Here is a 22,190-nt window from a genome sequence, read left to right as displayed (position 1 = left end):
TGCGCAGAGCACACCATCGGCGTGATCGCTCAGAGCACTGATTGATCGGCTCGCACAAGCGCTGCGTCCATCGTGCACAGGGCACCGGGTACTCCCCGCAGCGAAATAAAGGAGGAGCGAAGCGGGGGACATTCGCGGAGGGGAGTACCCGGTGTCCTGTGCACGCGCCCCGAACGGGCCCGCCCCCTAGGCGCCGAACCAGTCCCGCGCCGACCGCCCCTGGTCCGGCCCGAGCATCGAGAACCCGCCGTCGACCGGAATGTCCGCGCCGGTCACGAAGCGCGCTGCGTCCGAACAGAGGAACAGCACCACTGGCGCCACGTCGTCGCCCTCCCCCGCGCGGCCCAGCGGGTGCATCGGCGCCGCGACACGGTCCGCGTGCGCGCGGTCGCCGCCGGACATGCGGGACAGCGCATCCGACCAGGTCCATCCGGGCGACACCGAGTTCACGCGCACGCGCCGGGGCGCGAGGCTCGCCGCCTGATTGCGCGTGAGCTGCAGGATGGCGGCCTTGGCCGCGGGATAGAGCGCCCGGTCCGCAGTGCCGAACTTGCCGCCGACGCTGCCCATGTTCACGACCGCCCCGCCCTGCGCCGCCAGCGCATCGGCGGTCTTCTGCACCAGCATGGCGCCGGAGACCAGGTTGATGTCCAGCGCGTGAAGCCATTCGCCGCGCGAAGCCTCCAGCCCCTTGTCGCCGTAGACCACAGCGTTGTTGACCAGGAAGTCGATGCGGCCCTCGCTGGCGAGCGCATCGGCCACCAGYGCGTCGAGTGCCGTGTCGGACGCGATGTCGCAGCGCACGAAGCGGCAGAGCGGGCCCAGTTCGGCCTGCAGTGCCTCGCCGCGCGCGGTATCGATGTCGACCGCGAGCACCTGTGCACCCGCCTGCACGAAAGCACGAACTATGGCGCTGCCGAGCATCGCCGCTGCGCCGGTCACGATGGCGACTTTTCCGTGGAAGTTCATGGCGTGGCCTCCATCTGCGTGACCGCTTCGTCGACCTGCATCACGTCCGCGAGCATCGCCAGCGTTTCCAGGCTGGCCGCATGCAGGTGCGCCTGCGCGGTGCTGCAGGCATCGGCGACGACCACCACCTCGTAGCCCAGGTCGCTGGCATGGCGCGCGCCATGCTCGACCACGTGATTGGTCGCAATGCCCGCCACATAGAGCCGCGATGCGCCGGTGCGGCGCACGGCCTCCTCGAGGCCACTGGCCCAGAACGGGTTGTTCCGCTTGTGCGTGACAACGGTCTCGCCCGGCAGCGGCGCCAGCGCGTCGTAGAACGCCGCGCCCCACGTGCCGTCGAGCACGGCCCCGGTCTCGGCCACGCGCCGGAACAGCGTGCAGTTGCGCAGGCAATCGCCGTACCCCGGCGCAAAGGCGATGCGCACGAAGATCACGGGCACACCGTTCGCCCGTGCACCGGCAATCAGGCGCGCGGCCGAAGCGATCAGCCGGGGCCGCGCGGGGTCATCGGCCGCCACGCCCACCCGCACCTTGCCATCGACGTGCAGCACGTCGTTCTGGTAGTGCATGGCCAGCAGCGCGGCCTTCACATGAACACCTGCAAGGCTTCGTGCGGCGCATCGCAGTTGATGAGGTCGACGCGCTTCGTCCGGATGCGCAACGCGTTGCCGTCGCCGCGCTCCAGGGTGTGCAGCACGCTGCCGCCGAAGGCGCGCTGCTCGGTCTTGCGCCATTCGAGAAGCAGGAAGGTCGAGCGCACGACGCAGCCGCCCTCGCTGCGCGATTCGAGCGCGATGTTGCCCAGCACATGCACCGTGCGCGTGGGCGGCTGCTGCGAATAGGCGCGGGCCTGGTCGAGCCGCCGCGCCCGCATCGAGCGCAGCAAGGCGTCTTCGCAGAACAGCGACGCGTGGTTGAGGTGGTCGGTCTGTCCGTGYGCGAGCGGCACCCAGTACAGCCCGTCGGGCGTGAAGAGCCGCTGCCACTCGTCCCAGCGGTGCTCGTCCAGGAGGCGCGCCTCGTGGTGCAGGAACTGCGTGATCTCCTGCTGCTCCTGCCAGTCGTTGAAGTTCATTCGGCACCCCCGGCCTGCACGCCCATGTACGCGGCCCAGGTGCGGAACATGTTGCGCGCCGGCATTTCGCTGTTGCCGTTGGAAGCCCGCCCGCCCGGCAGGGGCTGGTCGCGGCCCGCCGCCCGGTGCATGCTGACCCAGTCGCCGCCGTCGGAGGCCAGCCCCTCCTGCACGCGGTTGTAGGCTTCGAGGTCGTCGGGCATCACGTTCGACGAGGGCGAATTGACGATGTTGGTGTATTTGAGCGTGCGCTGGAAGGTCGCCTCGGGCGCACCCTTCAGGCGGAAGCTGAAGATCTCCACCAGCGTGCGGTCGACCGAGAGCGGCCGGATCACGCGGATCTGCTGGAACGAGGTGTGCGGCGAGCAGCTCGGGTAGACGATGGTGTTGTGCCGGTTCACGCGCAGGATCTCGTCGGCGCGCTGGGCCCCCTGGCTGGCTTCGAGCGACGCCACGTAGGCGAGGCTCACCGGGTCGGTGGGCGGCACGAAGATGCCTTCCATGAAGCCATGGCCGTTGTCGTAGCCCTTGAGTTCGAGGTTGGCCCAGAACTCCAGCGGCTCGCCATTGCCGTCGACGATCACCACCTCGAAGGGCTTGGGCGTGCCGGCCGGCATCGATTCGAATTCTTCCTTGGCCGCGCGCCACGACGATTCGTGCGTGGCCACCGCATGGATGGTGTCGTGCAGGTTCTCGAAGAAGATCTTCCAGTTGTTGCGCTGGATCACGCGCTGCACGCCGCCCGCCACTTCGACCTCGCCATCCGGTGCGCGGTCGCAGAAGTTGTCGAGCGAGGTGGCCACGCCGCCGAGGAACTCGCCCAGCTCGGGGCCCTCTTCGGACAGGCTCGCGAACACGAAGCCGCGGTGGCTGGCCACGCGCGCCACCTTGCGCACGGAATACTGCGGGCTCTTGAGGTCGAGCGCCGTGTCTTCGTAGCCGCTGCGCAGCGGCACCGACAACAGGCTGCCGTCGCACTTGAAGGTCCAGCCGTGGTAGAGGCAGCGCAGGAATTTTCCGGCACTGCCGCTGCCGTCGGGAACGATCTTGGCGCCCTTGTGCGGGCAGCGGTTGTACAGCACGTTCACCTCGCCGTCGGTGTGGCGCACCATCACCACCGACTCGCGGCCGAGCCGCGTGGTGAAGTAGTCGCCGACGTTCGGCACCTGGCTCTCGTGGCCGACGTAGAGCCAGGCCTGGCCGAAGACGCGGTCCATCTCGAGCTCGAAGATGGCGGGGTCGGTGTAGACGCGCTTGTGCACGCGGTCAGGCTGCACGAGCGCCTGCAGGTCGATGGTCATGGGGTGGGTCTCCTGAAACTTCATCAGATGTCGAGCACCAGGTGCGCCGTCCTGGCACGGGACACGCAGGTGCAGAGGGTTCGGCCTTCGGCCTTCTCGCGGGCGCTGAGGTTGTGGTCGCGGTGATCGGGCACGCCCTCGACCACGCCCACCGCGCACACGCCGCAGTCGCCCTGGCGGCAGTCGTACAGGGGGTCGAGCCCCGCGGCGATGAGCACGTCGAGCAGGCTCCGGCCGGGCGGCACGGTCAGCGTCTTGCCCGAGCGCAGGGTGCGCACTTCGAAAGTCGCGTCGCCCGCCTGCTCGAGCGCGCCGGCAAAGAGTTCGAAGTGCACATGGTCGTCGGGCCACCCGAGCGTTCGGGCGGTTTCCACCGTCGCCTGCACCATGCCTCGCGGGCCGCAGACATGCAGATGGCGCCCGGCTTGCGGATGCGCCAGCAGCGCGCGAAGGTCCAGGCCGCGCGACGGGTCCCCGCCGTCGTGCACCACGGTGCCTCCGAGCGAACGCACCTCATGCAGGTAGGCCGTGGCCTCTTCGCTGCGGGTGGCGTAGTGGAAATCGAAGAGCTGCCCTTCCGCCGCCAGCGACCTCGCCATGCAAAGCAGCGGCGTGATGCCGATGCCACCCGCCACCAGCAACGGCGGGGTGCAGCCCCTGTGCAGCGCGAAGTCGTTGCGCGGCGGGTGTGCGGCAAGAAGGGCGCCCCGCGTCAGTCCGTGCATCCAGGCGGAGCCGCCCGAACCCTGCGGCTCGCACAGCACGGCGATCTCGTAGCGATCCCCATCGACATGCGGCGCCGCCAGCGAATAGGCACGCTGCCCGACGCGCCCATTGGGCTGGACCACCTGCACGCCCAGATGCGCACCCGGCGCAAAAGGCGGCAATGCACCGCCCTGCGCATGCCGCAGCACGAAGGACCTGATGGCCGGCGTGAGTTGCGTCACCGTCTCCACCACGAGTTCCAGCATGGCGTCGGCGTGTTTCATCCCAGGGGCAGCGCGGGGTCGGCGATCGTCAGCCCGTTCGACTTCGACCAGCGCGGCATCAGCGTGTTCGACGGCAGCGTTTCGTCCACCAGCTTGCGCGCGGTTTCCACGCCCGCCACGGGCAGGCCCTCGGGGTCGAGCAGGCCGATCTGCACCAGCACGCTGGCCTGGTCCCAGTAGATGTGCTCGTGGTAGAGCTTGTCGCCGCGGAACTTCACGATGGCCACCAGCGGAATCTCCACCGCCTTTCCGGTCGGCGTGATGCCCGGCAGCATCCAGTCGATCTCCACCGTGTGGGTGAAGCAGAACAGCATCTCGTCGACGATCTGCGTCGCGCCGACCGTGCGCGAAATCGGCGTGAGCCGCGTGTCGGGCGGCGTGGTCGGAATGAAATGGTGCTTGTAGAAGCGCGACAGCTCCTTCGCCCCCACCCCGCCGGTCATGGTCGGGATGTGGTTCACGTAGGGCTCGCTCACCATCGTGCCCATGGTGGCGACCACGTCGCGTGTCGCGAACTCGTATTCGCAATGCTTGTCCCAGAGCGCCGACAGGTCGTAGACCGGCCCGATGGCTTCCTTGAACAGCGCCATGGAGCGCTGGTGCGCCATCAGCGTGGAGGGCTTGTCGAAATGGTCGCCGCCGGTGCGCGCGAACGCGTGGTCCACGCCGGGGTAAACATGCATCTGCGCCCCCAGCTTGCCCGCAAAGGCGTCCAGCACCTGGGCGCGGGCCTCGGGCGGGCAGAACTTGTCGAGCTCGGCGAAGTGCAGCGCGATCGGGCATTCGATCTTCGGCACGAGGTCGAGGGCGGCCTCGATGCCGACACCGTAGTAGCCCACGGCCGCATCCACGCCCGAATGCGCGGCCGCCAGGTAGGCCAGTTTTCCGCCCAGGCAGAAGCCCAGTGCGCCCACCTTGCCGGTACAGGCCGGATGCGCGCGCAGCGCCTGCACGCTGGCGGTGACGTCCGAGATGCCGGCCTCGATGTCGAATTTCTGGAAGAAGCCGAAGGCGCGTTGCCAGTCTTCCGGCGAATAGCCGAGATCGACGTTCGGCTCCATGCGCCAGAACAGGTCGGGTGCGAGCACCACGTAGCCCTCTTCCGCATAGAGGTCGGCCACCTCGCGCACGTAGTCGTTGATGCCGAAGATCTCCTGGCACAGCACGATGCCGGGGCCTCGCCCCGAGGCCGGCAACGCCAGGTAGCCGCGAAAGGTCCGGCCGTCGGCGGCCGGGATGTCGATGGACTGACTCATCGTGGGTGTCTCCGAAGTGATGGGGCTTGGCGGAATTCTGGGCAGCGCCCTCCCCGCTGTCTGTCCATTTCGTGCAGGCCGCTTCGCTGCAGGAAACGGATAGCCCGCCGCCCCGGCGGCACGCAGACTCCGACCCGCGCTCCCTATCCCCCACGTCACCCGAATCACCTCGAGAGGAGATCCTTCATGCCGCAGGCACGCATCAGAACCGCCTTACTGGCCCTCGCCGCCGTCACCGGCGCATCGGCATCGCAGGCACAGGCCGTCAAGGTCGGCATCGCGATGGACCTCTCCGGTCCGTTCGCCGTCGGCGGCGCCGAGGCCAAGGCCGGCTTTGCCGTCGCGATGAAGCAGCTCAATGGCAAGCTCGGCGGCGTGCCGGTCGAGTTCGTCGAGGCCGACACGGCCGGCAACCCCGACCTGGCCAGGCAGGTGGTGGAGCGCATGCTGCTGCGCGACAAGATCGACCTGTTCACCGGCCCCGTCGGCTCGTCCGTCGCGCTCGCCGTGGGCCCGCCGCTCTTCGCCGCCAAGGTGCCCTACCTCTCGAGCAACACCGGACCGAGCGACTACTCGGGCCCGAAATGCAACCCCTACTTCTTCGGCGCGTCCTACCCGAACGATGCGTACCACGAGGCCGCGGGCAAGTTCGCCTCCGACAAGGGATTCAAGAAGGTGGCGCTGATCGCGCCCAGCTACCCCGGCGGCAAGGATGCGGTCAACGGCTTCAAGCGCAACTTCAAGGGCACCGTGGGCGACGAGCTCTACACCAAGCTGGGCCAGCTCGACTACTCGGCCGAACTCGCGCAGATCCGCGCGTCCAGGCCCGATGCGCTCTACTTCTTCCTGCCGGGTGCGATGGGCGTGAGCTTCATCAAGCAGTTCGTCGGCGCGGGCCTGTCGAAGGACGTGGCGCTGATCTCGACCGCCTTCTCGGCCGACGAGGACATGATCCCCGCCGTGGGCGAGCCAATGCTCGGGCTCTTCAACACCGCGCACTGGTCGTACGACCTCGACAACCCCGCGAACAAGCGCTTCCTGGCGGACTTTCGCCAGCAGAACAACGGGCGCAACCCGTCGTTCTATGCCGGCCAGGCCTACGACGTGCTGATGGCCATGGACGCGGCCGTGCGCGACGTCGGCGGCAAGGTGGCCGACAAGCCCGCGCTGCTGAAGGCGATCAAGGCCGCGAAGTACAAGTCGGTGCGCGGCGACTTCAGCTACGGCGCCAACAACTTCCCGATCCAGAACTACTACCTGCGCGTAATCGGCAAGGACGCCAGCGGCCGCATCACCAACAAGGTGATCGGCACGGTGCTCCAGAACTACCAGGACAGCTCGGCCGCCAAGTGTGCGATGAAGTCCTAGTGCCTCAGTGTCTTGAGGTCGGCTCCCGCGAAGTTTCGCGCGGGAGCTGGCCGAAGCGCTCCCGGTAAGAGGCGGCAAAGCGGCTCAGGTGCGAGAAGCCGCAGTTGAACGCGATCTGCGTCACGCTCGCGCCGTCGTGCCGCGCCAGCTGCGCGTGCGCGGCGTCGAGCCGCATGTTGCGCAGCACTTCCATCGGCGAAAGCTCGCGGTAGCGCCTGAACAGCAGGGCCAGCGTGCGCCGGCTGACTCCGGCGGCGTGCGCCACATCTTCCAGCGACAGGGCCGTTTCGAGCCGGCTGCGCATGAACTCCTCGGCCCGTTGCAGCTGCCGCAGGCTGGTCGCCTCCGATCCGAGCCGCTGGGCATCGTGCCGTCTTCGCACCGAGTTGGGCCGGTGGCACAGCAGGTAGAGCATGAGGTTGTCTTCGCAGTGCGCGAGCCACCGCGGGTCGTACGGTGTGCTGCCGCTCGATGGCAGCAAGGACGCCAGGTTGGCCACCATGCGGCACCATTGCGCTCCGGCCGCGTCGTCGAGCCGCAGCGGCAGCTCGAAGTCGATTTCGTCCACATCCTCCACATGGCGCGCGGCAAAGGCGCGGCGCGCCACGTCCTGCAGGCGGCTGAGTTCGATCTTCAGCATCAGCTGTTCGCAGTCGGCATGCCAGCGCAGCCGGACAGGCTTGTGCGCCGACACCACGGCACCCTGGCCGGGATGGATGTGCAGCGTTTCGCCGCCCGTGTGAATTTCGGCGTGGCCGCGCAACGGCATCTGGACCAGCACGAAGTTGCCCAGCGCATCGGGCTCGATGTCGACGTCGCAGCCATAGCGCAGGATGCACAGGGACAGTGCGCTCAGCTCGGCACGGCAGAAGATTGCATCGACGTTGCCGCGCCCCCAGACGCTGCGGTGCGCCTTCAGTTCATTGGCAACCAGCGCATGGGTCTCGTCCGCCTCGTGCGAGCGGAAGACCTCGCGTCCGTACAAGGGAGAAAGCAACTGGCTCGACCATGCGTCCACGAACACTCCTGAGGGTCAACGTAGTGAAAACCACTGCTTGCCGATGGTGGCGAGCCCGCAATCTACTGCGGGCTCGCGCTTCCTGCCATGGGGCTTGCCCCGACGTGCAAGAACCTTGCCTGAAGGCCACCGTCCGGAGGCAGCCGATCAGACCGTGAGGACGACCTTGCCGATGTGGCCGGCCCGCTCGAGGTACCGATGGGCTTGCACCACGTCGTCGAGCGCGAAGGCGCGGTCGATGCGCACCTGCAGCGTGCCGTCGGCGAGGCCCGCGTCGATGAAGCCCAGCGCGCGGGCCAGCGCGCCCTCGTCGCGCGGCAGGCCCATGGTGACTGCGCCGGTGTGCTCGAGAACCTTGTAGACGTGAAAGCGCCAGCTCTTGCGGAACTGCGCAATCGCCGGATACCCGAGTGCCGCGCCACCGGAGAGGCCGTACAGCACGTACCAGCCACGGCGCGCGACAACGTCGCCGAGCCGCTCGAACTGCGGACCGCCCACGCCGTCGTACACCAGGTCGACACCGCGGCCGCCGGTGAGCTTCGACACCCGATCGATCACGTCTTCGTCTTCCGTCACGACCACGTGCGCCGCACCAGCATCGATCAGTGCCTGGCGCTTGGCGGCCGTGCGGGTGACGGCAATGGCGACGATGCCCGCCGCGCGCGCCATCTGCAGCGCCGCGATGCCGGTGCCCGACGAGGCGCCGGTAACGAGCATCGTCTGGCCGCGCTGCAGGCGGGCCATTTCGAACATCGGGAAGTAGCCCGTCAGGTAGGCCATGTAGGCGCCTGCGGCCTGCTCGGCCGAAAGATTCCCGGGGTGGCGCACCACGTGCGTGGCCGGGAAGAGGATGCTGTCGCCGTAGGTGGGATAGCGTCCTTGATGGGCACCGGGCAGGACCGCGACGCGGTCGCCGACGCGCAGGCCCTCGACGCCTGCCCCGACCGCCTCGATGATGCCGGCGGCCTCGTTGCCCAGCCCCGTCGGCAGTGTCGCATCTTCGACGTACAGGTTCTCGCGCCACAGCGCATCGGCCCGGTTCAGGCCGATCGCCTGCACCGCGATGCGCACCTCGCCGGCGTCGGGTGCCGGCACCGCAACCTGCTCGACCTTCAGAACCTCCGCACCGCCGAACTCGTGAAAGCGAACCATCTTTCCCATCGGGATCTCCTTTGATGACGCGTGGCCTCGAAATTGAAGCGACCTGCAACGCCAATCTAGAAGCCGCAAGGGAATGAAGGAAATCGATTGATGGGATATTTGCTATGCACGTCATCGATAACATCGAAATGCCCGGATGAAACCCATCGAACTCGGCCGGATCGACCTGAACCTGCTCACGGTGCTGGCGGCGCTCATGCGCGAGCGGCACGTCAGCCGGGCTGCGGAGCGGCTGCACCTGGGCCAGCCCGCGGTGAGCCACGCGCTGGCACGGTTGCGCGACCTCACCGGCGATCCGCTCCTGGTGCGCCAGGGGCGAGTGATGGAACCGACCGAGCGCGCACTGGCGTTGATGCAAGGGCTCGGACCGGCGCTCGAACAGATCGAGGCCACGTTCCGGGCACAGGCGGACTTCGAGCCGGCGCGCGCTGCGCCGGTGTTCCGCATCGGGCTGACCGACGACCTGCAGATCGCGATGCTGCCACGCCTGCTGCGCGCCCTCAGCGCCGAAGTGCCCCGCGCCAGGCTGGTGACGCTGACGGTCTGCTACCGCAACGCCATGCGCTACCTGGAACAGGGGCGGGTCAGCACGGTGATGGCCTATCTGAAAGACCTGCCGGCGGGTGCAAAAGTGCGCAAGGTTCGCGCAGCGCGCTTCGCCCTGCTCCGCGCCGACACCGCCGCCGGCAAGCTGTCGTTCGACGACTACGGCCGGCGGCGGCACGTGCTCGTGACCTACGCGGGCGACCTGTGCGGCACCGTCGACGAGACGCTGGCCGAACTCGGGCGGCAGCGCGACGTGGCCTTCTCGGTGCCGCAGTTCGGCAGCCTGCCTGCCGTGCTGGCGGGCACCGACCTGCTGGCCACGGTGCCCGAGCACGTGGCGCAGGCGCTGTCGGCGCAAGGCGGGCTTCGCTGCGAGCCCTTGCCGTTCGAGAGCCCGACCTACCAGATCAGGATGGCCTGGCGCGCCGTCGCCGACAAGGACTCCGCGGAGACCTGGTTGCGCAAGGCCATGCTGCGGGCCTTCAACGATTGAGCCGCTGCGCGCTCGCCCTATCGCCTGTATTCGTTGAACCAGTGGCTCGAGCTGGCGCTTGGCTTGCTGTCCAGCGACTCGTGCTTGATGAGGACGCGAAGCTGTTTCTTCCCGTCGTTGTTCATGGCGCGCATCCAGACGTGATCCTGGTAGCCGCCCGTCGGCACGCGGCCGTAGAGCCACTGCTTCCCTTCCCATGCGCGATACCGCGCGCTGACGGCGGGTCGGCCAAACGGCTTGCCCGTCGACTGCCTGACCCACACCTTCAGCGAGTAGCGCGTCTTCGTCTGCTCGCCGTTGAGCACCTGGTCGCCGCAGTCGACCATCTTGACGTCGACGAACGAGATGTCTGCATTCGGATCGGCGTTGCGCCAACGCCCGGTCTCCGCAGGCGACGCGCAGAGCGCGGCCGCCGACATCGGCCAGGCCATGCCTGCGGCCGCAGCGCAGGCCAGCCATCGACGAGAAATGCGAGGGGTCTTCATGGCAATCTCCTTCCCGAGCGGAAAGTCTAGGCATTCGGACGACGACGTACATCCCGCTTGCGCCATACGCCGAGAGACGGGTCGCGCAACGAAACCTTTCGGTTCACTGCCCGATCTTCAGAAACTGGAAAGCCCTGATGGCCGGCGCAATCCCCAACTCATAGGATGACAATCCTTTCCATCGAGGACACTGCATGCCGAGCACCGAGACGCACTTTGATCTGACAGCCGACGACGGCGTCCCTACCCTCTATCAATGGCTTGGCGGCAGCGAAGCGCTGATTCGCCTCACAACGCGCTTCTATGACAACGTGAAGGCCGACCCGCTGCTGGCACCGGTCTTCGCCCACATGGACAGCGCGCATCCGGCGCACGTCGCGGCCTTCCTTGCCGAAGTGCTGGGCGGCCCGACCGACTACTCGCAGAATCACGGCGGCCATCCGCACATGATCCGGCAGCACCTGAACCGTCACCTGCAGCAGGAGCAGCGCCGCCGCTGGGTTGCCCTGCTTCTGGAAACGGCGGACGAGCTGGCGATGCCGGACGATCCCGAGTTTCGCTCGGCGCTGGTCGGCTACCTCGAATGGGGCTCACGGCTCGCCGTGATCAACTCGCAGGCCGGCGCGACCGTGGACGCCGACGCGCCCATGCCCCGATGGGGCTGGGGCGAGGTCAAGGGACCGTATTCCGGGTGAGATCGACCGAATCGATGCGAAGAGAAATGCAAAAAATGCGAACGATCATCTCGCTGTCCCTCGCGCTCCTGGCCCTGTGCAGCAGCGCGTCGGCGGCAGAACTCAAGGTGCTGACGGCCGGTGCGTTCAAGCCCGTGGTCACGGCATTGGCCCCGGCCTTCGAGCAGCGCACGGGCCATCGGCTCGTCATCGACAACGACACCGCCGGCGCGCTGCAGCGCCGCATCGCCAATGGAGAGGCTTTCGACGTGGTGGTATTGACGCCGGCCGCCCTCGATCAGCTGGCCAAGGCCGGCAAGGTGGATGCCAGCATGCCGACGCGGCTGGCGCGCGTCTCTATCGGCGTCGCGGTCAAGCAGGGCACGCCTGCACCCGACATCAGCAGCGTGCCTGCGTTCCGGCAGGCGCTGCTGGCCGCGCGCGCCGTGGCTTACATCGATCCGGCGGCCGGCGGTTCCAGCGGCGTGTACCTCTCTCAGTTGTTCACCACGATGGGCATTGCGCCGCAGATTCAAGCCAAGGCGATGCTGGTGCCCGGTGGCCTGGTGGCGCAGCGCGTGGTCGATGGCGAGGCCGACATCGCCATCCATCAGATCAGCGAGATACTCGCCGTGCCAGGTGCTGCCTTGGTGGGGCCGATTCCGGCCGATATCCAGAACTACACGGTGTATGCCGGTGCCGTGGCGGTCGCGGCGCGCGATCCAGCGGCTGCACGAGCCTTTCTCGCGCTGCTTGGCAGCGCCGAGGCGCTCGATGTGCTCAAGCACAAGGGCATGGAGGGGCCTTGACTTCGAGGTTGTCGTCGACCGGCTTCCTCGTGCGCGTCGCCTGACCTACCTCGATCGACCATCGAAGTGCTTGACGGGAACGGCCTGCAGGTCGATGCCCTCGATGCAGCGGATGTTGATGGCCGCCATCGGCTCGCCCGACGGCCCGGTGGCCTCGCTGTAGGGCTGGATGCCGCAGGTCGGGCAGAAGCGGTGCTTGATCAGGTGCTTGTTGAACAGGTAGGTGCCTGCGTTTTCTTCGGGCGTGAGCAGACGCATGGCGCTGCGCGGCACGAACCACAGCAGCGAGCCCCTGCGCTGGCACATGGAGCAATTGCAGGTCATGGCCGAGGTGATGTCGCCCTCGGCTTCGAACTTCACTCGGCCGCAGTGGCAGCTTCCTTCGTGCTTCATGTCGGGTCTCCTGCAGGTTTTGAGATGACAAGCTTACCGAGAGCGTCGAGAGTGGCAGCCGGCCGCGCGCATGGCAAGCGCCGCCTGCGCGCCTCACGGCGCCATCGCACGGAAATCAGGCGATCGCGCCACCACCGCGCCAATCTCCGCCATCAACGCCCTCGCCCCCGGCGAAGGAAACGCGCCCTGCCGCTGCGTCAACCCGATCTCGCGCCGCGTCTCGTCCAGCGGGAAGTCCAGCACGACCAGGCTGCCGTCGCGGATTTCGTAGCGCAGCTGATGGGCCGAGATCGCGGTGAGCATGTCGCTTTCCAGCAGCAGGCCGCGCAGCACGGCAAGGTCGCCGGTCTCGACTGCAGGAATCGGAGGTGCCTCGCACGCCGACGAGAAGAATCGCTCGAGCAGTTCGCGCGACGGTGTGTTGTGCCGCGAGAGCACCCACGTCGCCTGTCGCAATGCATCGAAGTCGATGCGCGCCGCGCGCTCGAGCGGATGGCCGGCGCGTGCGATCACTGAAATGCGGTCCTCGAAAAGCGCTTCCTGCTGCAGGTCCTTGGCCTCGGCGGCGCTGCGCAGCGCTCCGAGGATGAAGTCGATGTCGCCGCTTCGCAGCGATGCGGCCAGCGCGTCGTACGGGCTTTCGACCGTGGCAATGTGCAGTCCCGGATGGCGCGCGAGCAGCGAGGCAATGGCCAGCGGCAGGATCTGCGTGCGGCCGAGCGGGAGTGCCCCGACGGTCACGCTCCCCTGCAGCGTCCCTTCGCTGGCCGCAATGTCCGGACCGATATGGCGCAGCTCCGCGAGCACCCGCTTGAAGTAGAACGCCACGATCTCGCCGGCCGGCGTCGGCCAGAGACCGCGCGCCTTGCGTTCGAGGAGTGCGACACCGAGCCCGCCCTCGAGGTCCTTCAGCGCGCTGCTGATGGCCGGCTGCGTGATCCCGAACTCGCGCGCGACCGCCGGCATGTTGCGCTTCTCCACGAGACTCGCGATCACCGCGAGACGACGGCCGTTGAGGATCGACGCGAAGAGCGAGGGGACGTCGGCGGATGCGCCGATGCCGCCGCGCGCGACGAGCTGGGTGCGGGCCTCCTCGAACTCGCGCTCGATGCGGCGCGCGCGCACCCGCACGAGGTCGCCGTACGAATTCAGCGCCATGCCGCGCGAGCGACGCTCGAACAGCGGCCGGCCCAATGCGGCTTCGAGTTCGGAAATGGAGCGCGTGACGCCCGAGGCGACGCGATACAGCTGCTCGTCCGCGGCCCTGGCGATGCTGCCGGCCGCGGCCACGGCCGAGAACGCGCGCAGGTGCCGCAGGTTGATGCCGAGCGCGCCGCCGTGCGCCCTGTCGATAACTTTGTCTCGTTGGTGCACGGGGCTCGCCTTGACTCCAGGGGTAAACCCTATCGATAAGAAAGTCTGATGGTAGAGCAACCCGAACTCACACCACGCACCGGCGTCGGCAACCACACTCGACGTTTTCGAGCTACCAACCGATGGGGTTGCAAATGATCATCGACTGCCATGGCCACTACACCACGGCCCCCAAGGCGCTGGAGGACTGGCGCAACCAACAGATTGCGGGCCTGAAGGACGCCGCGCTGAAGCCACGCGTCGGCGACCTGAAGATCAGCGACGACGCGCTTCGCGAATCGATCGAGAGCAACCAGCTGCGCCTCATGAAGGAACGCGGCAGCGACCTCACGATCTTCAGCCCGCGCGCAAGCTTCATGGCGCATCACATCGGCGACTTCGAGGTGTCCTCGACCTGGGCCGCGATCTGCAACGAGCTGTGCTTTCGCGTCAGCGAGCTGTTCCCGGACCACTTCATCGGCGCGGCGATGCTCCCGCAGTCGCCCGGCGTGGACCCTCGCAGCTGCATCCCCGAGCTGGAGCGCTGCGTGCGCGAGTACGGCTTCGTGGCCATCAACCTCAACCCGGATCCCTCGGGCGGGCACTGGACCTCGCCGCCGCTGTCGGACCGCCATTGGTATCCGCTCTACGAGAAGATGGTCGAGCACGACATCCCGGCGATGGTGCACGTCAGCACGAGCTGCAATGCCTGCTTCCACACGACCGGCGCGCACTACCTGAATGCGGACACCACCGCCTTCATGCAGTGCCTGGCCTCCGACCTGTTCACCGATTTCCCGACGCTGCGCTTCGTGATCCCGCACGGCGGCGGCGCGGTGCCCTACCACTGGGGGCGCTTTCGCGGGCTGGCGCAGGAGATGAAGAAGCCGCTGCTGAAGGACCACCTGCTGAACAACATCTTCTTCGACACCTGCGTCTACCACCAGCCTGGCATCGACCTGCTGACCCGCGTGATCCCCGTCGACAACATCCTGTTCGCGAGCGAAATGATCGGTGCGGTGCGCGGCATCGACCCGGAGACCGGGTTCTTCTACGACGACACGCGGCGCTACATCGACATGACGCCGATGCTCGACGCCGACGCACGGCACAAGGTGTTCGAAGGCAATGCACGCCGCGTCTATCCGCGCCTGGATCGCGCACTCATCGCCAAGGGGCTCTGACCATGTCCAACACCATTCAACAACTCGGCGTCGTCCATCGCAGCGTCGTGCGCGCCGATTCGGCCGCCGTCGAGAAGCTCTCTCGCTTCGGCGTCTCGACCGTGCACGAGGCGCTCGGCCGGCTGGGGCTGATGCAGCCCCGCATCCGCCCCATCCACCCTGACGCGCACTTCTGCGGCACCGCCATCACCGTGCTGCTGCAGCCGGGCGACAACTGGATGCTGCATGTCGCGGCCGAGCAGATCCAGCCCGGCGACGTGGTGGTGGCCGCGTGCACCAGCGACAGCACCGACGGCTTCTTCGGCGACCTGCTCGCCACCTCCTTCAAGGCACGCGGCTGCAAGGGCCTCGTGATCGACGGCGGCGTGCGCGACGTGCGCGAACTCAACGCGATGGGCTTCCCCGTGTTCAGCCGCGCCATCCATTCGAAGGGCACGATCAAGGCCACCCTCGGCTCGGTCAACGTGCCGGTGGTGTGCGCGGGCGCGCTGGTGCATCCGGGCGACGTGGTGGTGGCCGACATCGACGGTGTCGTGGTGGTGCCGGCATCGCGTGCGCAGCAGGTGGCCGATGCGGCCGAAGCCCGCGAGGCCAACGAGACCGGCAAGCGCGCGCGCTTCGCCGCCGGCGAACTCGGCCTGGACATGTACGCCATGCGCGAGCCGCTGGCCAAGGCGGGCCTGCGCTACATCGACTGACACCGGCAGGAGCGGAACCCTCATGGCTCGCATCATCGGCGCCGTCGCGTGCTCCCACACGCCCACCATCGGCTTCGCCTTCGACAAGAAGAAACAGCAGGACCCGGTCTGGGCGCCCATCTTCGAAGCCTTCGAGCCCGTGCAGCGCTGGCTCGCGGAGCGCCAGCCCGACGTGCTCTTCTTCATCTACAACGACCACGTCAGCTCGTTCTTCTTCGACCACTATGCGGCCTTCTCGCTCGGTGTCGGCGAGCGGCACGAAGTGGCGGACGAAGGCGGCGGCGCGCGCGACCTCCCCTCGCTGGCCGGGCATCCGGCGCTCGCGCAGCACATCGGCCGGTCGCTGGTGGCCGACGAGTTCGACATGTCCTTTTTCCAGGACCGGGCGCTGGACCACGGCGTGTTCTCGCCGATGTCGCTGCTGTGCCCGCACGAGCCGGCCTGGCCGATACCGGTGGTGCCGCTGCAGGTCGGCGTGCTGCAGTCGCCCGTGCCGACGGCCCGGCGCTGCTACCGGCTCGGGCAGGCACTGCGCCGCGCCATCGAGAGCTATCCGGAAGACCTGGACGTGGCCATCGTCGCCACCGGCGGGCTGTCGCACCAGGTGCACGGCGAGCGCGCGGGCTTCAACAACACCGCCTGGGACGCGCGGTTCCTCKACCTGATAGAGAACGACCCGGTGCGCCTCACCGAGATGACGCAGGCCGAACTGGCCACCCTGGGCGGCATGGAGGGCGCGGAGGTGATCATGTGGCTGGTCATGCGGGGCGCGTTGTCGTCCAACGTGCGCAAGACGCACCAGAGCTACTACCTGCCGTCGATGACCGGCATCGCGGCTGCGATCTACGAGAACCTGGCCAGCCCGCCTGTTGCCGGCGAAGTGCAGCGGCACCGGCGCCACATGGACCAGCAGCTGGCGGGCATCGAGGCGCTCGACGGCTCCTATCCGTTCACGCTCGAGACCAGCGTGCGCGCCTACCGCCTCAACAAGTTCCTGCATGGCATGACGCGCCCGGCGCATCGCGCCAGCTTCCTCGCCGACGAAGAGGCAGCGTTCGAGGCGGCCGGGTTGACCACCCAGGAACGCGCGCTGGTGCGCCAGCGCGACTGGCGCGGGCTCATCCACTACGGCGTGATCTTCTTCATGCTGGAGAAGCTCGGCGCGGTGGTCGGCGTTTCCAACCTGCACATCTATGCCGCCATGCGCGGCCAATCGCTGGAGGAATTCCAGCAGACACGCAATGCGCCCGGCGCACTGTATTCGGTGGCCGGCAAGGACGCGGCACCGCAGACCTGGGACGACCCGTCCCTTCAACCCGTGAATCGATCATGAAGACCTTCATTCGCCGCCGCTTCCTGGCCCTGGCCGGCCTGCTGGCACTCGGCACCCCGATCGGTGCGAGCGCCGCAGACGCCTATCCCTCCAAGCCCGTGAAGATACTGGTCGGCTACAGCGCCGGCGGTGCTGTCGACGCCATCGCCCGCTCCGTCGGCCTGCGGATGTCGGCCATCCTCGGCCAGCCGGTGATCGTCGAGAACAAGCCGGGCGCCGGCACCAACATCGCGGTGAAGTCGCTGATTGCGAGTCCGGCCGATGGCTACACCTTGCTGCTGGCGGCCAATGCGCTGGCGGTGAACCCTTCGCTGTTCGAGCCGCCACCCTATGACCTCGAACGCGACTTCACGCCGGTGGCATCGGTCGGACGCGTGCCCGTGGTATTTGCCGTGCGCGAAGGCTCGCCGATCAGGACGCTGCCCGAGCTGGTGGCCGCCGCCAAGGCCAAACCGGGCGGCGTGACCGTCGCGACGCCAGGCAACGGCGCCACGCCGCACCTGGCCATGGAGCTGTTCCAGCACACGGCGGGCCTCTCGCTGCGCCATGTGCCCTACAAGGGCGGCGCGCAGGCGATCACCGACACGCTCGGCGGACACGTCGACGTGGTGGCGGTCAATGCCCTCGAAGTGCTGCCGCTCGCGAAGTCGGGCAAGCTGAAGGTGCTCGCCGTGATGAGCACCGAGCGTTCCGCGGTCCTGCCGGGCGTGCCGACGGTGGCCGAGTCGGGCTATCCGGGTTTCGAGGCCAGCGTCTGGTACGGCTTCGTCGCACCGGCGGGGCTTCCGAAGCCGGTGCTGGCCAAGCTGCACGAGACGGTGCAGAAGGCACTCGAATCCGCGGAAGTGCGCGATCAGCTCGCCGCGGCGGGCGGCGTCCCGCTGCCGGGGCCCACCGCGCAATTCGACAAGCTGCTCAAGAGCGATGCGGCGCGCTACGGGAAGTTGATCCGCGAAGCCAACATCAAGCCCGACTGACACATGGCACCAGACACCCGCATGGCAACGCCGATCCAGGGCATCTGCTCCATGGCGACCCGGGGCTTGCTGGACGAACTCGCAGCGACGTATTCGCAGCGCACGGGAGTGCCGGTCTCCTTCCTGCCGGTTGGCGGCGTCGAGGCCGCCCGGCGCGTGTCCGCGGGCGAGTTGTTCGACGTGGTGGCCCTGGCTTCGGACGCGATCGACACGCTGGTCGCTGCGGGCAAGCTCGACGCGGCCGGCAAGGTCGATCTGGTCCGTTCGGGCGTCGGCGTGGCGGTGCGCGCAGGCGCCGGGCGGCCCGACATCTCCACGGAAGATGCGCTGCGCAGCGCCGTGCAGGGCGCGGCCAGCATCGCCTGTTCGACCGGCCCGAGCGGCGTCGCACTGATCGCCTTGTTCGAGCGCTGGGGCATGGCCGACGAGATCCGGGGCCGGCTGGTGCAGGCGCCGCCCGGCGCACCGGTGGGCTCACTGATCGCGCGCGGCGAGGCCGCGCTGGGATTCCAGCAAATGAGCGAGCTGATCGGTGTCGAAAGCATCCAGTTGATCGGTCCCCTGCCGCCGGAAATTCAGATCGTCACGACCTTTTCGGCTGCACCGGCCATCGGTTCCATGCAGCCGGCCGCCGTGCGCGCCCTGCTCGACTTCATGCGCTCGACGGACAGCGCCGAAGCCAAGCGCCGCCATGGCATGGAACCGGCCTGAGCCGCGCAGCAAAGACAGCCGGCCGTGCAAAATCGATCTCCTTTCCACACGAGACCGAAGCAGTGAACCCCTTGCACCTGCCTGCGCTGCGCGGCGGCCTGCTGGCCCTCATGGCGGCGGCACTGTTCGGCATCAGCACGCCCATGGTCCAGCGCGCGGGGGCCGGTCTGGGCGCCTTCACCACGGCCGCTCTGCTCTACGCTGGCGCCGCAAGCGTGGGCGCCTGGTTGCGCCAGCCGGCTGAGCGCGAAGCCGCCCTGCGCCGCGCCGACGTGAAGCGGCTGTCATGGATGGCGCTGTTCGGCGCTGTCATCGGACCCGTGGCGCTCGCCTGGGGCCTGCAGCACACCAGCGGCACAAGCGCCTCGCTCATGCTCGCCCTCGAAGCCCTGTTCACCGCGGTGCTGGCCCGTACGCTCTACCGCGAGGTGATGGACCGGCGCGTCTGGAGCGCGATGCTGTTGCTGCTCGCGGGCGGCATGGTGCTGGTGGTGGATCGCGGCCTGAGCGGCGGCGTGCAGCTGCTGGGCCTGCTCGCCGTACTGGGAGCGACCGCCGCCTGGGGCATCGACAACACCCTGTCGCGTGCGCTGGCCGAGCGCGATCCCGGCCAGGTGGTGCTCGGCAAGTCGCTGCTCGGCGCAGGCGCGACGGCCGTGCTCGCAGTTGCGGCCGGCGAGCCCCTGCCCGGCTGGACCGCCGCCCTGGCGCTGCTCGCCATCGGCGCCAGCGGCTACGGGCTCAGCCTGCGGCTCTACCTGCTGGCACAGCGCGCATTCGGCGCAGCGCGCACCGGCTCGGTGTTCGCCTTCGCACCCTTCATCGGCGCACTCGTCGCCATTGCACTGGGAGAGCGGGCCTTGAGCTGGGGCATGGCAACCGGCGGCCTGCTGATGCTCGCGGGGGTGGCTTTGCACCTGGCGGAATCCCACGGGCATGCGCACGACCACGAACTGCTCGACCACGAGCACGCGCACCGGCACGACGACGGACACCACGACCATGTGCACGATCCGATGCCCGTGGGCGAGCACAGCCATCCGCACCGCCACATGCCGCAGCGTCACACGCACCCGCACGCCCCGGACGTGCATCACGCACATCCGCACTGAAAAGGAAGCCCCGGGCTGCGCTCAGAGGTACCTCACCTCGGCCGGCTCCGCGAACCAGTTGTTGTTGCGCCCGTCCATGTAGCGGACCGGCGCCGTCGAGAGTTCTTCCAGCGTCACGTCGTCCAGGCACGTCACGTTCACGCTGACATAGGCGCCGCCGATCTCCGGCACGTTGCCGCGCCCGAACGACTTGATGCCGCAGTGCCTGCAGAACAGGTGCTCGGCGCTGTGCGAGGCGAACTGGTAGCTCGACAGGTCTTCCTCGCCCGCGAGCAGCGTGAAGTCCGCCGGCTTGACGATGGCGCCCCAGCCCCGGGCCTTCATGCAGATCGAGCAATTGCATTTGCCGGTGCCCTCGGCGAGGTCGATCAGGGCCTGGAAGCGAACCTTGCCGCAATGGCAGCTGCCGTTGTATGTCTTCTTCATGGGTGGATGTCCGTGGAACGAGTGGAAGGAAAGCCAAGGCTACGACCCATTGCGGACAGATCCTGTCCTCGATCCGAGGCATCATGTCGGCATGCTGTCTGCCTCCGCACGCCTGATCCGGCTTCTTTCCCTGTTCCAGGCCCAGCGCTCGTGGACCGGCGCCGGGCTGGCCGAACGGCTCGAGATCACCGGGCGCACCTTGCGCCGCGACGTCGATCGCCTGCGCAGCCTCGGCTACACGGTAGCCTCCACGTCAGGCGTGGCCGGCGGCTACCGGCTGGGCGCGGGCACCGCCCTGCCCCCGCTGCTGCTCGAAGACGAGGAGGCCATCGCGGTGGCGCTCGGCCTCGGCAACCCGACCGCAGGCAAGGGCGACATCGAGAACGCCTCGATGCGCGCGTTGGCCAAGCTCGAACTGCTGATGCCGCCGCGGATGCGCCGCCGGCTCGACAGCGTGCGCTCGTCGGTGGTGCCGCTGACGCGCGGCAGGTCGGAAGTCCGGCTGAAGGCGGTCACGCTGTTCGCCGAGGCCTGCACCGACCGGCTCGCGCTGCGCTTCGACTACCGCGACCACCATGCCACGGCCACCGCACGCACGGTGGAGCCGCACCGGGTGGTGCAGTCGGGCCAGCGCTGGTACCTGCTGGCCTGGGACACGGCGCGCGAAGACTGGCGCACCTTCCGCCTCGACCGCATCGTGGCACCCGTGCCGACCGGCGCCCGCTTCACGCCCCGCAGGCTGCCCCTCGGGGATGTCGCAACCTACATGGCGCAGGCGCTGAAGGTTTCGCCCTACCTGCACCACGCGCGCGTCGTGGTGCATGCGCCGGTCGAGGCGCTCGCAGCGCACCTCGCCTGGGTGGGCGGTGTGCCGGAGGCGATCGACGGCGGCGCCACGCGGATCGCGACCGGCGCCAACTCGCTCGATGCGCTGGCCGTGTGGCTCGGCTGCCTGGGGCACGATTTCGAAGTAGAGTCGCCCCCGGAACTGGTCGAACACCTGGCCCTCGTCGCCGGCCGGCTCGGCAAGGCCGCACGCAGACAGCAAAGCCCGGCGCGCCGCCTCCCTCGTATATAGGATGTCCGACCGCCGCGCGAGCCCCTAGGCTCGACGCTGTTGCAACCCAGCCCTGGATACCCCACATGCGCCTCGTTTGCGGAATTTCGCCATGACGATCACACAGGTCGCCCTGGTGGAAGACGACACCGGCATGCGCGAGCGCATTGCGCGCGTCGTCGGTGCAGACCCGTCGCTGGCCCTGGCCTTCAGCGCCTCGAACGCCACCGACATCCTGAACTGGCTGGCCGACAACCCGGTCGATGTGCTGCTGGTGGACCTCGGCCTGCCGGACCATCCGGGGCTGCAGGTCATTCGCCAGTGCCGCAGCACGCAGCCGGCCTGCGCGGTGATGGTGCTGTCGATCTTCGGCGACGAGGCCAACATGGTCCAGGCCTTCGAGGCCGGCGCCAGCGGCTACCTGCTGAAGGACGGCACCGAGGCGGACCTCGCCACCCACATCCGCCACCTGCGCGCGGGCGGCTCGCCGATGTCGCCGGTGATCGCGCGGCAGCTGCTGCGCCGCTGGCAGACCCGCACGGACCCGCCGCCACGGCCCGCGGTGCAGGCCACCAGCGCCGCGCCATACGGCGCCACCGTGGCACCCGAGCGCCTGTCGCCACGGGAGTTCGAGGTGCTCGACCTCGTCTCTCGTGGTTTCACCTATGTCGAAGTCGGCGTGCAGATGGGAGTCTCGGCGTCGACGGTCCAAACCCATATCCGCAATATCTACGGCAAGCTGGATGTGCACAACAAATCGGAAGCAGTGTTCGAGGCCCGCAACCTGGGCTGGCTTCCCTAG

General features: G+C 68.3%; 24 protein-coding genes. 12 read left to right on the top strand and 12 right to left on the bottom strand.

The genetic code is table 11. From position 1 onward, the window contains the following. Positions 1-186: 186 nt before the first annotated feature. From AC1DXX_RS21185 to AC1DXX_RS21160, 6 genes are read right to left on the bottom strand one after another with little or no spacing between them, the layout of a single operon-like run. Positions 187-969 (bottom strand): SDR family oxidoreductase, encoded by a 783-nt coding sequence (locus AC1DXX_RS21185; protein ID WP_478136182.1) that lies wholly within the window; start codon positions 967-969, stop codon positions 187-189. Beyond that, positions 966-1,559 (bottom strand): cysteine hydrolase family protein, encoded by a 594-nt coding sequence (locus tag AC1DXX_RS21180; RefSeq protein ID WP_478136181.1) that lies wholly within the window; start codon positions 1,557-1,559, stop codon positions 966-968. The genes AC1DXX_RS21185 and AC1DXX_RS21180 overlap by 4 nt, the downstream gene beginning before the upstream one ends. Beyond that, on the bottom strand, positions 1,556-2,044 hold the full coding sequence (locus AC1DXX_RS21175) for an aromatic-ring-hydroxylating dioxygenase subunit beta (RefSeq protein WP_478136180.1): 489 nt from the start codon (positions 2,042-2,044) through the stop codon (positions 1,556-1,558). Before AC1DXX_RS21175 ends, AC1DXX_RS21180 begins: the two co-directional genes overlap by 4 nt. Next, positions 2,041-3,345, bottom strand: a complete 1,305-nt coding sequence (locus AC1DXX_RS21170; protein ID WP_478136179.1) for an aromatic ring-hydroxylating dioxygenase subunit alpha — start codon at positions 3,343-3,345, stop codon at positions 2,041-2,043. The genes AC1DXX_RS21175 and AC1DXX_RS21170 overlap by 4 nt, the downstream gene beginning before the upstream one ends. 23 nt (positions 3,346-3,368) lie before the next feature. Continuing rightward, positions 3,369-4,334, bottom strand: coding sequence for a PDR/VanB family oxidoreductase (locus AC1DXX_RS21165; protein ID WP_478136178.1), 966 nt, complete (start codon positions 4,332-4,334; stop codon positions 3,369-3,371). Beyond that, positions 4,331-5,590, bottom strand: a complete 1,260-nt coding sequence (locus tag AC1DXX_RS21160; RefSeq protein ID WP_478136177.1) for a dienelactone hydrolase family protein — start codon at positions 5,588-5,590, stop codon at positions 4,331-4,333. Before AC1DXX_RS21160 ends, AC1DXX_RS21165 begins: the two co-directional genes overlap by 4 nt. 186 nt (positions 5,591-5,776) lie before the next feature. On the opposite strand from AC1DXX_RS21160, the gene AC1DXX_RS21155 reads away from it, so the two are divergent. Further along, on the top strand, positions 5,777-6,958 hold the full coding sequence (locus AC1DXX_RS21155; RefSeq protein ID WP_478136176.1) for an ABC transporter substrate-binding protein: 1,182 nt from the start codon (positions 5,777-5,779) through the stop codon (positions 6,956-6,958). Positions 6,959-6,962: 4 nt separating this feature from the next. Here AC1DXX_RS21155 and AC1DXX_RS21150 read toward each other — a convergent pair whose 3' ends face one another. Both AC1DXX_RS21150 and AC1DXX_RS21145 read right to left on the bottom strand, forming a co-directional pair. Beyond that, positions 6,963-7,976, bottom strand: coding sequence for an AraC family transcriptional regulator (locus AC1DXX_RS21150; protein WP_478136175.1), 1,014 nt, complete (start codon positions 7,974-7,976; stop codon positions 6,963-6,965). A gap of 147 nt (positions 7,977-8,123) precedes the next feature. Continuing rightward, a complete protein-coding gene (locus tag AC1DXX_RS21145) occupies positions 8,124-9,137 on the bottom strand; it encodes a zinc-dependent alcohol dehydrogenase family protein (RefSeq protein WP_478136174.1) in 1,014 nt (337 codons plus the stop codon). A gap of 136 nt (positions 9,138-9,273) precedes the next feature. Here AC1DXX_RS21145 and AC1DXX_RS21140 point away from each other — a divergent pair, with 136 nt between their 5' ends. Beyond that, on the top strand, positions 9,274-10,176 hold the full coding sequence (locus AC1DXX_RS21140) for a LysR family transcriptional regulator (protein ID WP_478136173.1): 903 nt from the start codon (positions 9,274-9,276) through the stop codon (positions 10,174-10,176). A gap of 17 nt (positions 10,177-10,193) precedes the next feature. On the opposite strand, the gene AC1DXX_RS21135 is transcribed toward AC1DXX_RS21140, so the two are convergent. Further along, positions 10,194-10,661, bottom strand: a complete 468-nt coding sequence (locus AC1DXX_RS21135; protein WP_478136172.1) for a hypothetical protein — start codon at positions 10,659-10,661, stop codon at positions 10,194-10,196. A gap of 194 nt (positions 10,662-10,855) precedes the next feature. On the opposite strand from AC1DXX_RS21135, the gene AC1DXX_RS21130 reads away from it, so the two are divergent. Further along, positions 10,856-11,356, top strand: a complete 501-nt coding sequence (locus tag AC1DXX_RS21130; protein WP_478136171.1) for a group II truncated hemoglobin — start codon at positions 10,856-10,858, stop codon at positions 11,354-11,356. Between the two features lie 35 nt (positions 11,357-11,391). After that, positions 11,392-12,144, top strand: a complete 753-nt coding sequence (locus tag AC1DXX_RS21125) for a substrate-binding domain-containing protein (RefSeq protein ID WP_478136170.1) — start codon at positions 11,392-11,394, stop codon at positions 12,142-12,144. 45 nt (positions 12,145-12,189) lie between these two features. Here the strand turns inward: AC1DXX_RS21125 and AC1DXX_RS21120 are convergent, their stop codons facing one another. Both AC1DXX_RS21120 and AC1DXX_RS21115 read right to left on the bottom strand, forming a co-directional pair. Further along, the gene (locus AC1DXX_RS21120) at positions 12,190-12,537 is read right to left on the bottom strand and encodes a GFA family protein (protein ID WP_478136169.1); all 348 of its coding nucleotides are present in this window, start codon (positions 12,535-12,537) and stop codon (positions 12,190-12,192) included. A gap of 93 nt (positions 12,538-12,630) precedes the next feature. Continuing rightward, entirely contained in the window at positions 12,631-13,911 is a 1,281-nt protein-coding gene (locus tag AC1DXX_RS21115) for a LysR family transcriptional regulator (RefSeq protein ID WP_478136168.1), read from the bottom strand. 134 nt (positions 13,912-14,045) lie between these two features. Here AC1DXX_RS21115 and AC1DXX_RS21110 point away from each other — a divergent pair, with 134 nt between their 5' ends. The 6 genes from AC1DXX_RS21110 (at position 14,046) to AC1DXX_RS21085 (ending at position 19,905) form a co-directional block, all read left to right on the top strand. Further along, complete coding sequence (locus tag AC1DXX_RS21110) at positions 14,046-15,074, top strand: amidohydrolase family protein (RefSeq protein WP_478136167.1); 1,029 nt, start codon at positions 14,046-14,048, stop codon at positions 15,072-15,074. A 2-nt stretch (positions 15,075-15,076) separates the two neighbouring features. Further along, on the top strand, positions 15,077-15,772 hold the full coding sequence (locus tag AC1DXX_RS21105; RefSeq protein ID WP_478136166.1) for a 4-carboxy-4-hydroxy-2-oxoadipate aldolase/oxaloacetate decarboxylase: 696 nt from the start codon (positions 15,077-15,079) through the stop codon (positions 15,770-15,772). Between the two features lie 22 nt (positions 15,773-15,794). Beyond that, the gene (locus AC1DXX_RS21100; RefSeq protein WP_478136165.1) at positions 15,795-17,105 is read left to right on the top strand and encodes a gallate dioxygenase; all 1,311 of its coding nucleotides are present in this window, start codon (positions 15,795-15,797) and stop codon (positions 17,103-17,105) included. Next, the gene (locus AC1DXX_RS21095) at positions 17,102-18,082 is read left to right on the top strand and encodes a Bug family tripartite tricarboxylate transporter substrate binding protein (RefSeq protein ID WP_478136164.1); all 981 of its coding nucleotides are present in this window, start codon (positions 17,102-17,104) and stop codon (positions 18,080-18,082) included. The genes AC1DXX_RS21100 and AC1DXX_RS21095 overlap by 4 nt, the downstream gene beginning before the upstream one ends. A gap of 3 nt (positions 18,083-18,085) precedes the next feature. Next, complete coding sequence (locus AC1DXX_RS21090) at positions 18,086-18,793, top strand: substrate-binding domain-containing protein (RefSeq protein ID WP_478136163.1); 708 nt, start codon at positions 18,086-18,088, stop codon at positions 18,791-18,793. A gap of 62 nt (positions 18,794-18,855) precedes the next feature. Beyond that, positions 18,856-19,905, top strand: a complete 1,050-nt coding sequence (locus AC1DXX_RS21085) for a DMT family transporter (RefSeq protein WP_478136162.1) — start codon at positions 18,856-18,858, stop codon at positions 19,903-19,905. 21 nt (positions 19,906-19,926) lie between these two features. Here the strand turns inward: AC1DXX_RS21085 and AC1DXX_RS21080 are convergent, their stop codons facing one another. Beyond that, positions 19,927-20,331: a GFA family protein gene (locus AC1DXX_RS21080; RefSeq protein WP_478136161.1), complete on the bottom strand. Its 405-nt coding sequence runs from the start codon at positions 20,329-20,331 to the stop codon at positions 19,927-19,929. Between the two features lie 91 nt (positions 20,332-20,422). Here AC1DXX_RS21080 and AC1DXX_RS21075 point away from each other — a divergent pair, with 91 nt between their 5' ends. Together AC1DXX_RS21075 and AC1DXX_RS21070 are read left to right on the top strand one after the other, a co-directional pair. Then, positions 20,423-21,409: a helix-turn-helix transcriptional regulator gene (locus tag AC1DXX_RS21075; protein WP_478136160.1), complete on the top strand. Its 987-nt coding sequence runs from the start codon at positions 20,423-20,425 to the stop codon at positions 21,407-21,409. A gap of 91 nt (positions 21,410-21,500) precedes the next feature. Next, positions 21,501-22,190 carry a response regulator transcription factor gene (locus tag AC1DXX_RS21070; RefSeq protein ID WP_478136159.1) on the top strand — a complete coding sequence of 230 codons (690 nt, stop codon included), beginning with the start codon at positions 21,501-21,503 and terminating at the stop codon, positions 22,188-22,190.

Source organism: Variovorax sp. P4_B10 (genome assembly GCF_056402375.1).
Note: the sequence above shows the minus strand (reverse complement) of the source record. Positions and strands in the feature narration are given on the sequence as shown.

What these genes read in the sequence shown, in the direction of transcription:
- AC1DXX_RS21170 (WP_478136179.1), bottom strand. Translation starts at nt 3,345, where the DNA reads ATGACCATCGACCTGCAGGCGCTCGTGCAGCCTGACCGCGTGCACAAG.
- AC1DXX_RS21165 (WP_478136178.1), bottom strand. Translation starts at nt 4,334, where the DNA reads ATGAAACACGCCGACGCCATGCTGGAACTCGTGGTGGAGACGGTGACG.
- AC1DXX_RS21160 (WP_478136177.1), bottom strand. Translation starts at nt 5,590, where the DNA reads ATGAGTCAGTCCATCGACATCCCGGCCGCCGACGGCCGGACCTTTCGC.
- AC1DXX_RS21155 (WP_478136176.1), top strand. Translation starts at nt 5,777, where the DNA reads ATGCCGCAGGCACGCATCAGAACCGCCTTACTGGCCCTCGCCGCCGTC.
- AC1DXX_RS21145 (WP_478136174.1), bottom strand. Translation starts at nt 9,137, where the DNA reads ATGGGAAAGATGGTTCGCTTTCACGAGTTCGGCGGTGCGGAGGTTCTG.
- AC1DXX_RS21140 (WP_478136173.1), top strand. Translation starts at nt 9,274, where the DNA reads ATGAAACCCATCGAACTCGGCCGGATCGACCTGAACCTGCTCACGGTG.
- AC1DXX_RS21135 (WP_478136172.1), bottom strand. Translation starts at nt 10,661, where the DNA reads ATGAAGACCCCTCGCATTTCTCGTCGATGGCTGGCCTGCGCTGCGGCC.
- AC1DXX_RS21130 (WP_478136171.1), top strand. Translation starts at nt 10,856, where the DNA reads ATGCCGAGCACCGAGACGCACTTTGATCTGACAGCCGACGACGGCGTC.
- AC1DXX_RS21125 (WP_478136170.1), top strand. Translation starts at nt 11,392, where the DNA reads ATGCGAACGATCATCTCGCTGTCCCTCGCGCTCCTGGCCCTGTGCAGC.
- AC1DXX_RS21120 (WP_478136169.1), bottom strand. Translation starts at nt 12,537, where the DNA reads ATGAAGCACGAAGGAAGCTGCCACTGCGGCCGAGTGAAGTTCGAAGCC.
- AC1DXX_RS21110 (WP_478136167.1), top strand. Translation starts at nt 14,046, where the DNA reads ATGATCATCGACTGCCATGGCCACTACACCACGGCCCCCAAGGCGCTG.
- AC1DXX_RS21105 (WP_478136166.1), top strand. Translation starts at nt 15,077, where the DNA reads ATGTCCAACACCATTCAACAACTCGGCGTCGTCCATCGCAGCGTCGTG.
- AC1DXX_RS21095 (WP_478136164.1), top strand. Translation starts at nt 17,102, where the DNA reads ATGAAGACCTTCATTCGCCGCCGCTTCCTGGCCCTGGCCGGCCTGCTG.
- AC1DXX_RS21090 (WP_478136163.1), top strand. Translation starts at nt 18,086, where the DNA reads ATGGCACCAGACACCCGCATGGCAACGCCGATCCAGGGCATCTGCTCC.
- AC1DXX_RS21080 (WP_478136161.1), bottom strand. Translation starts at nt 20,331, where the DNA reads ATGAAGAAGACATACAACGGCAGCTGCCATTGCGGCAAGGTTCGCTTC.
- AC1DXX_RS21075 (WP_478136160.1), top strand. Translation starts at nt 20,423, where the DNA reads ATGCTGTCTGCCTCCGCACGCCTGATCCGGCTTCTTTCCCTGTTCCAG.
- AC1DXX_RS21070 (WP_478136159.1), top strand. Translation starts at nt 21,501, where the DNA reads ATGACGATCACACAGGTCGCCCTGGTGGAAGACGACACCGGCATGCGC.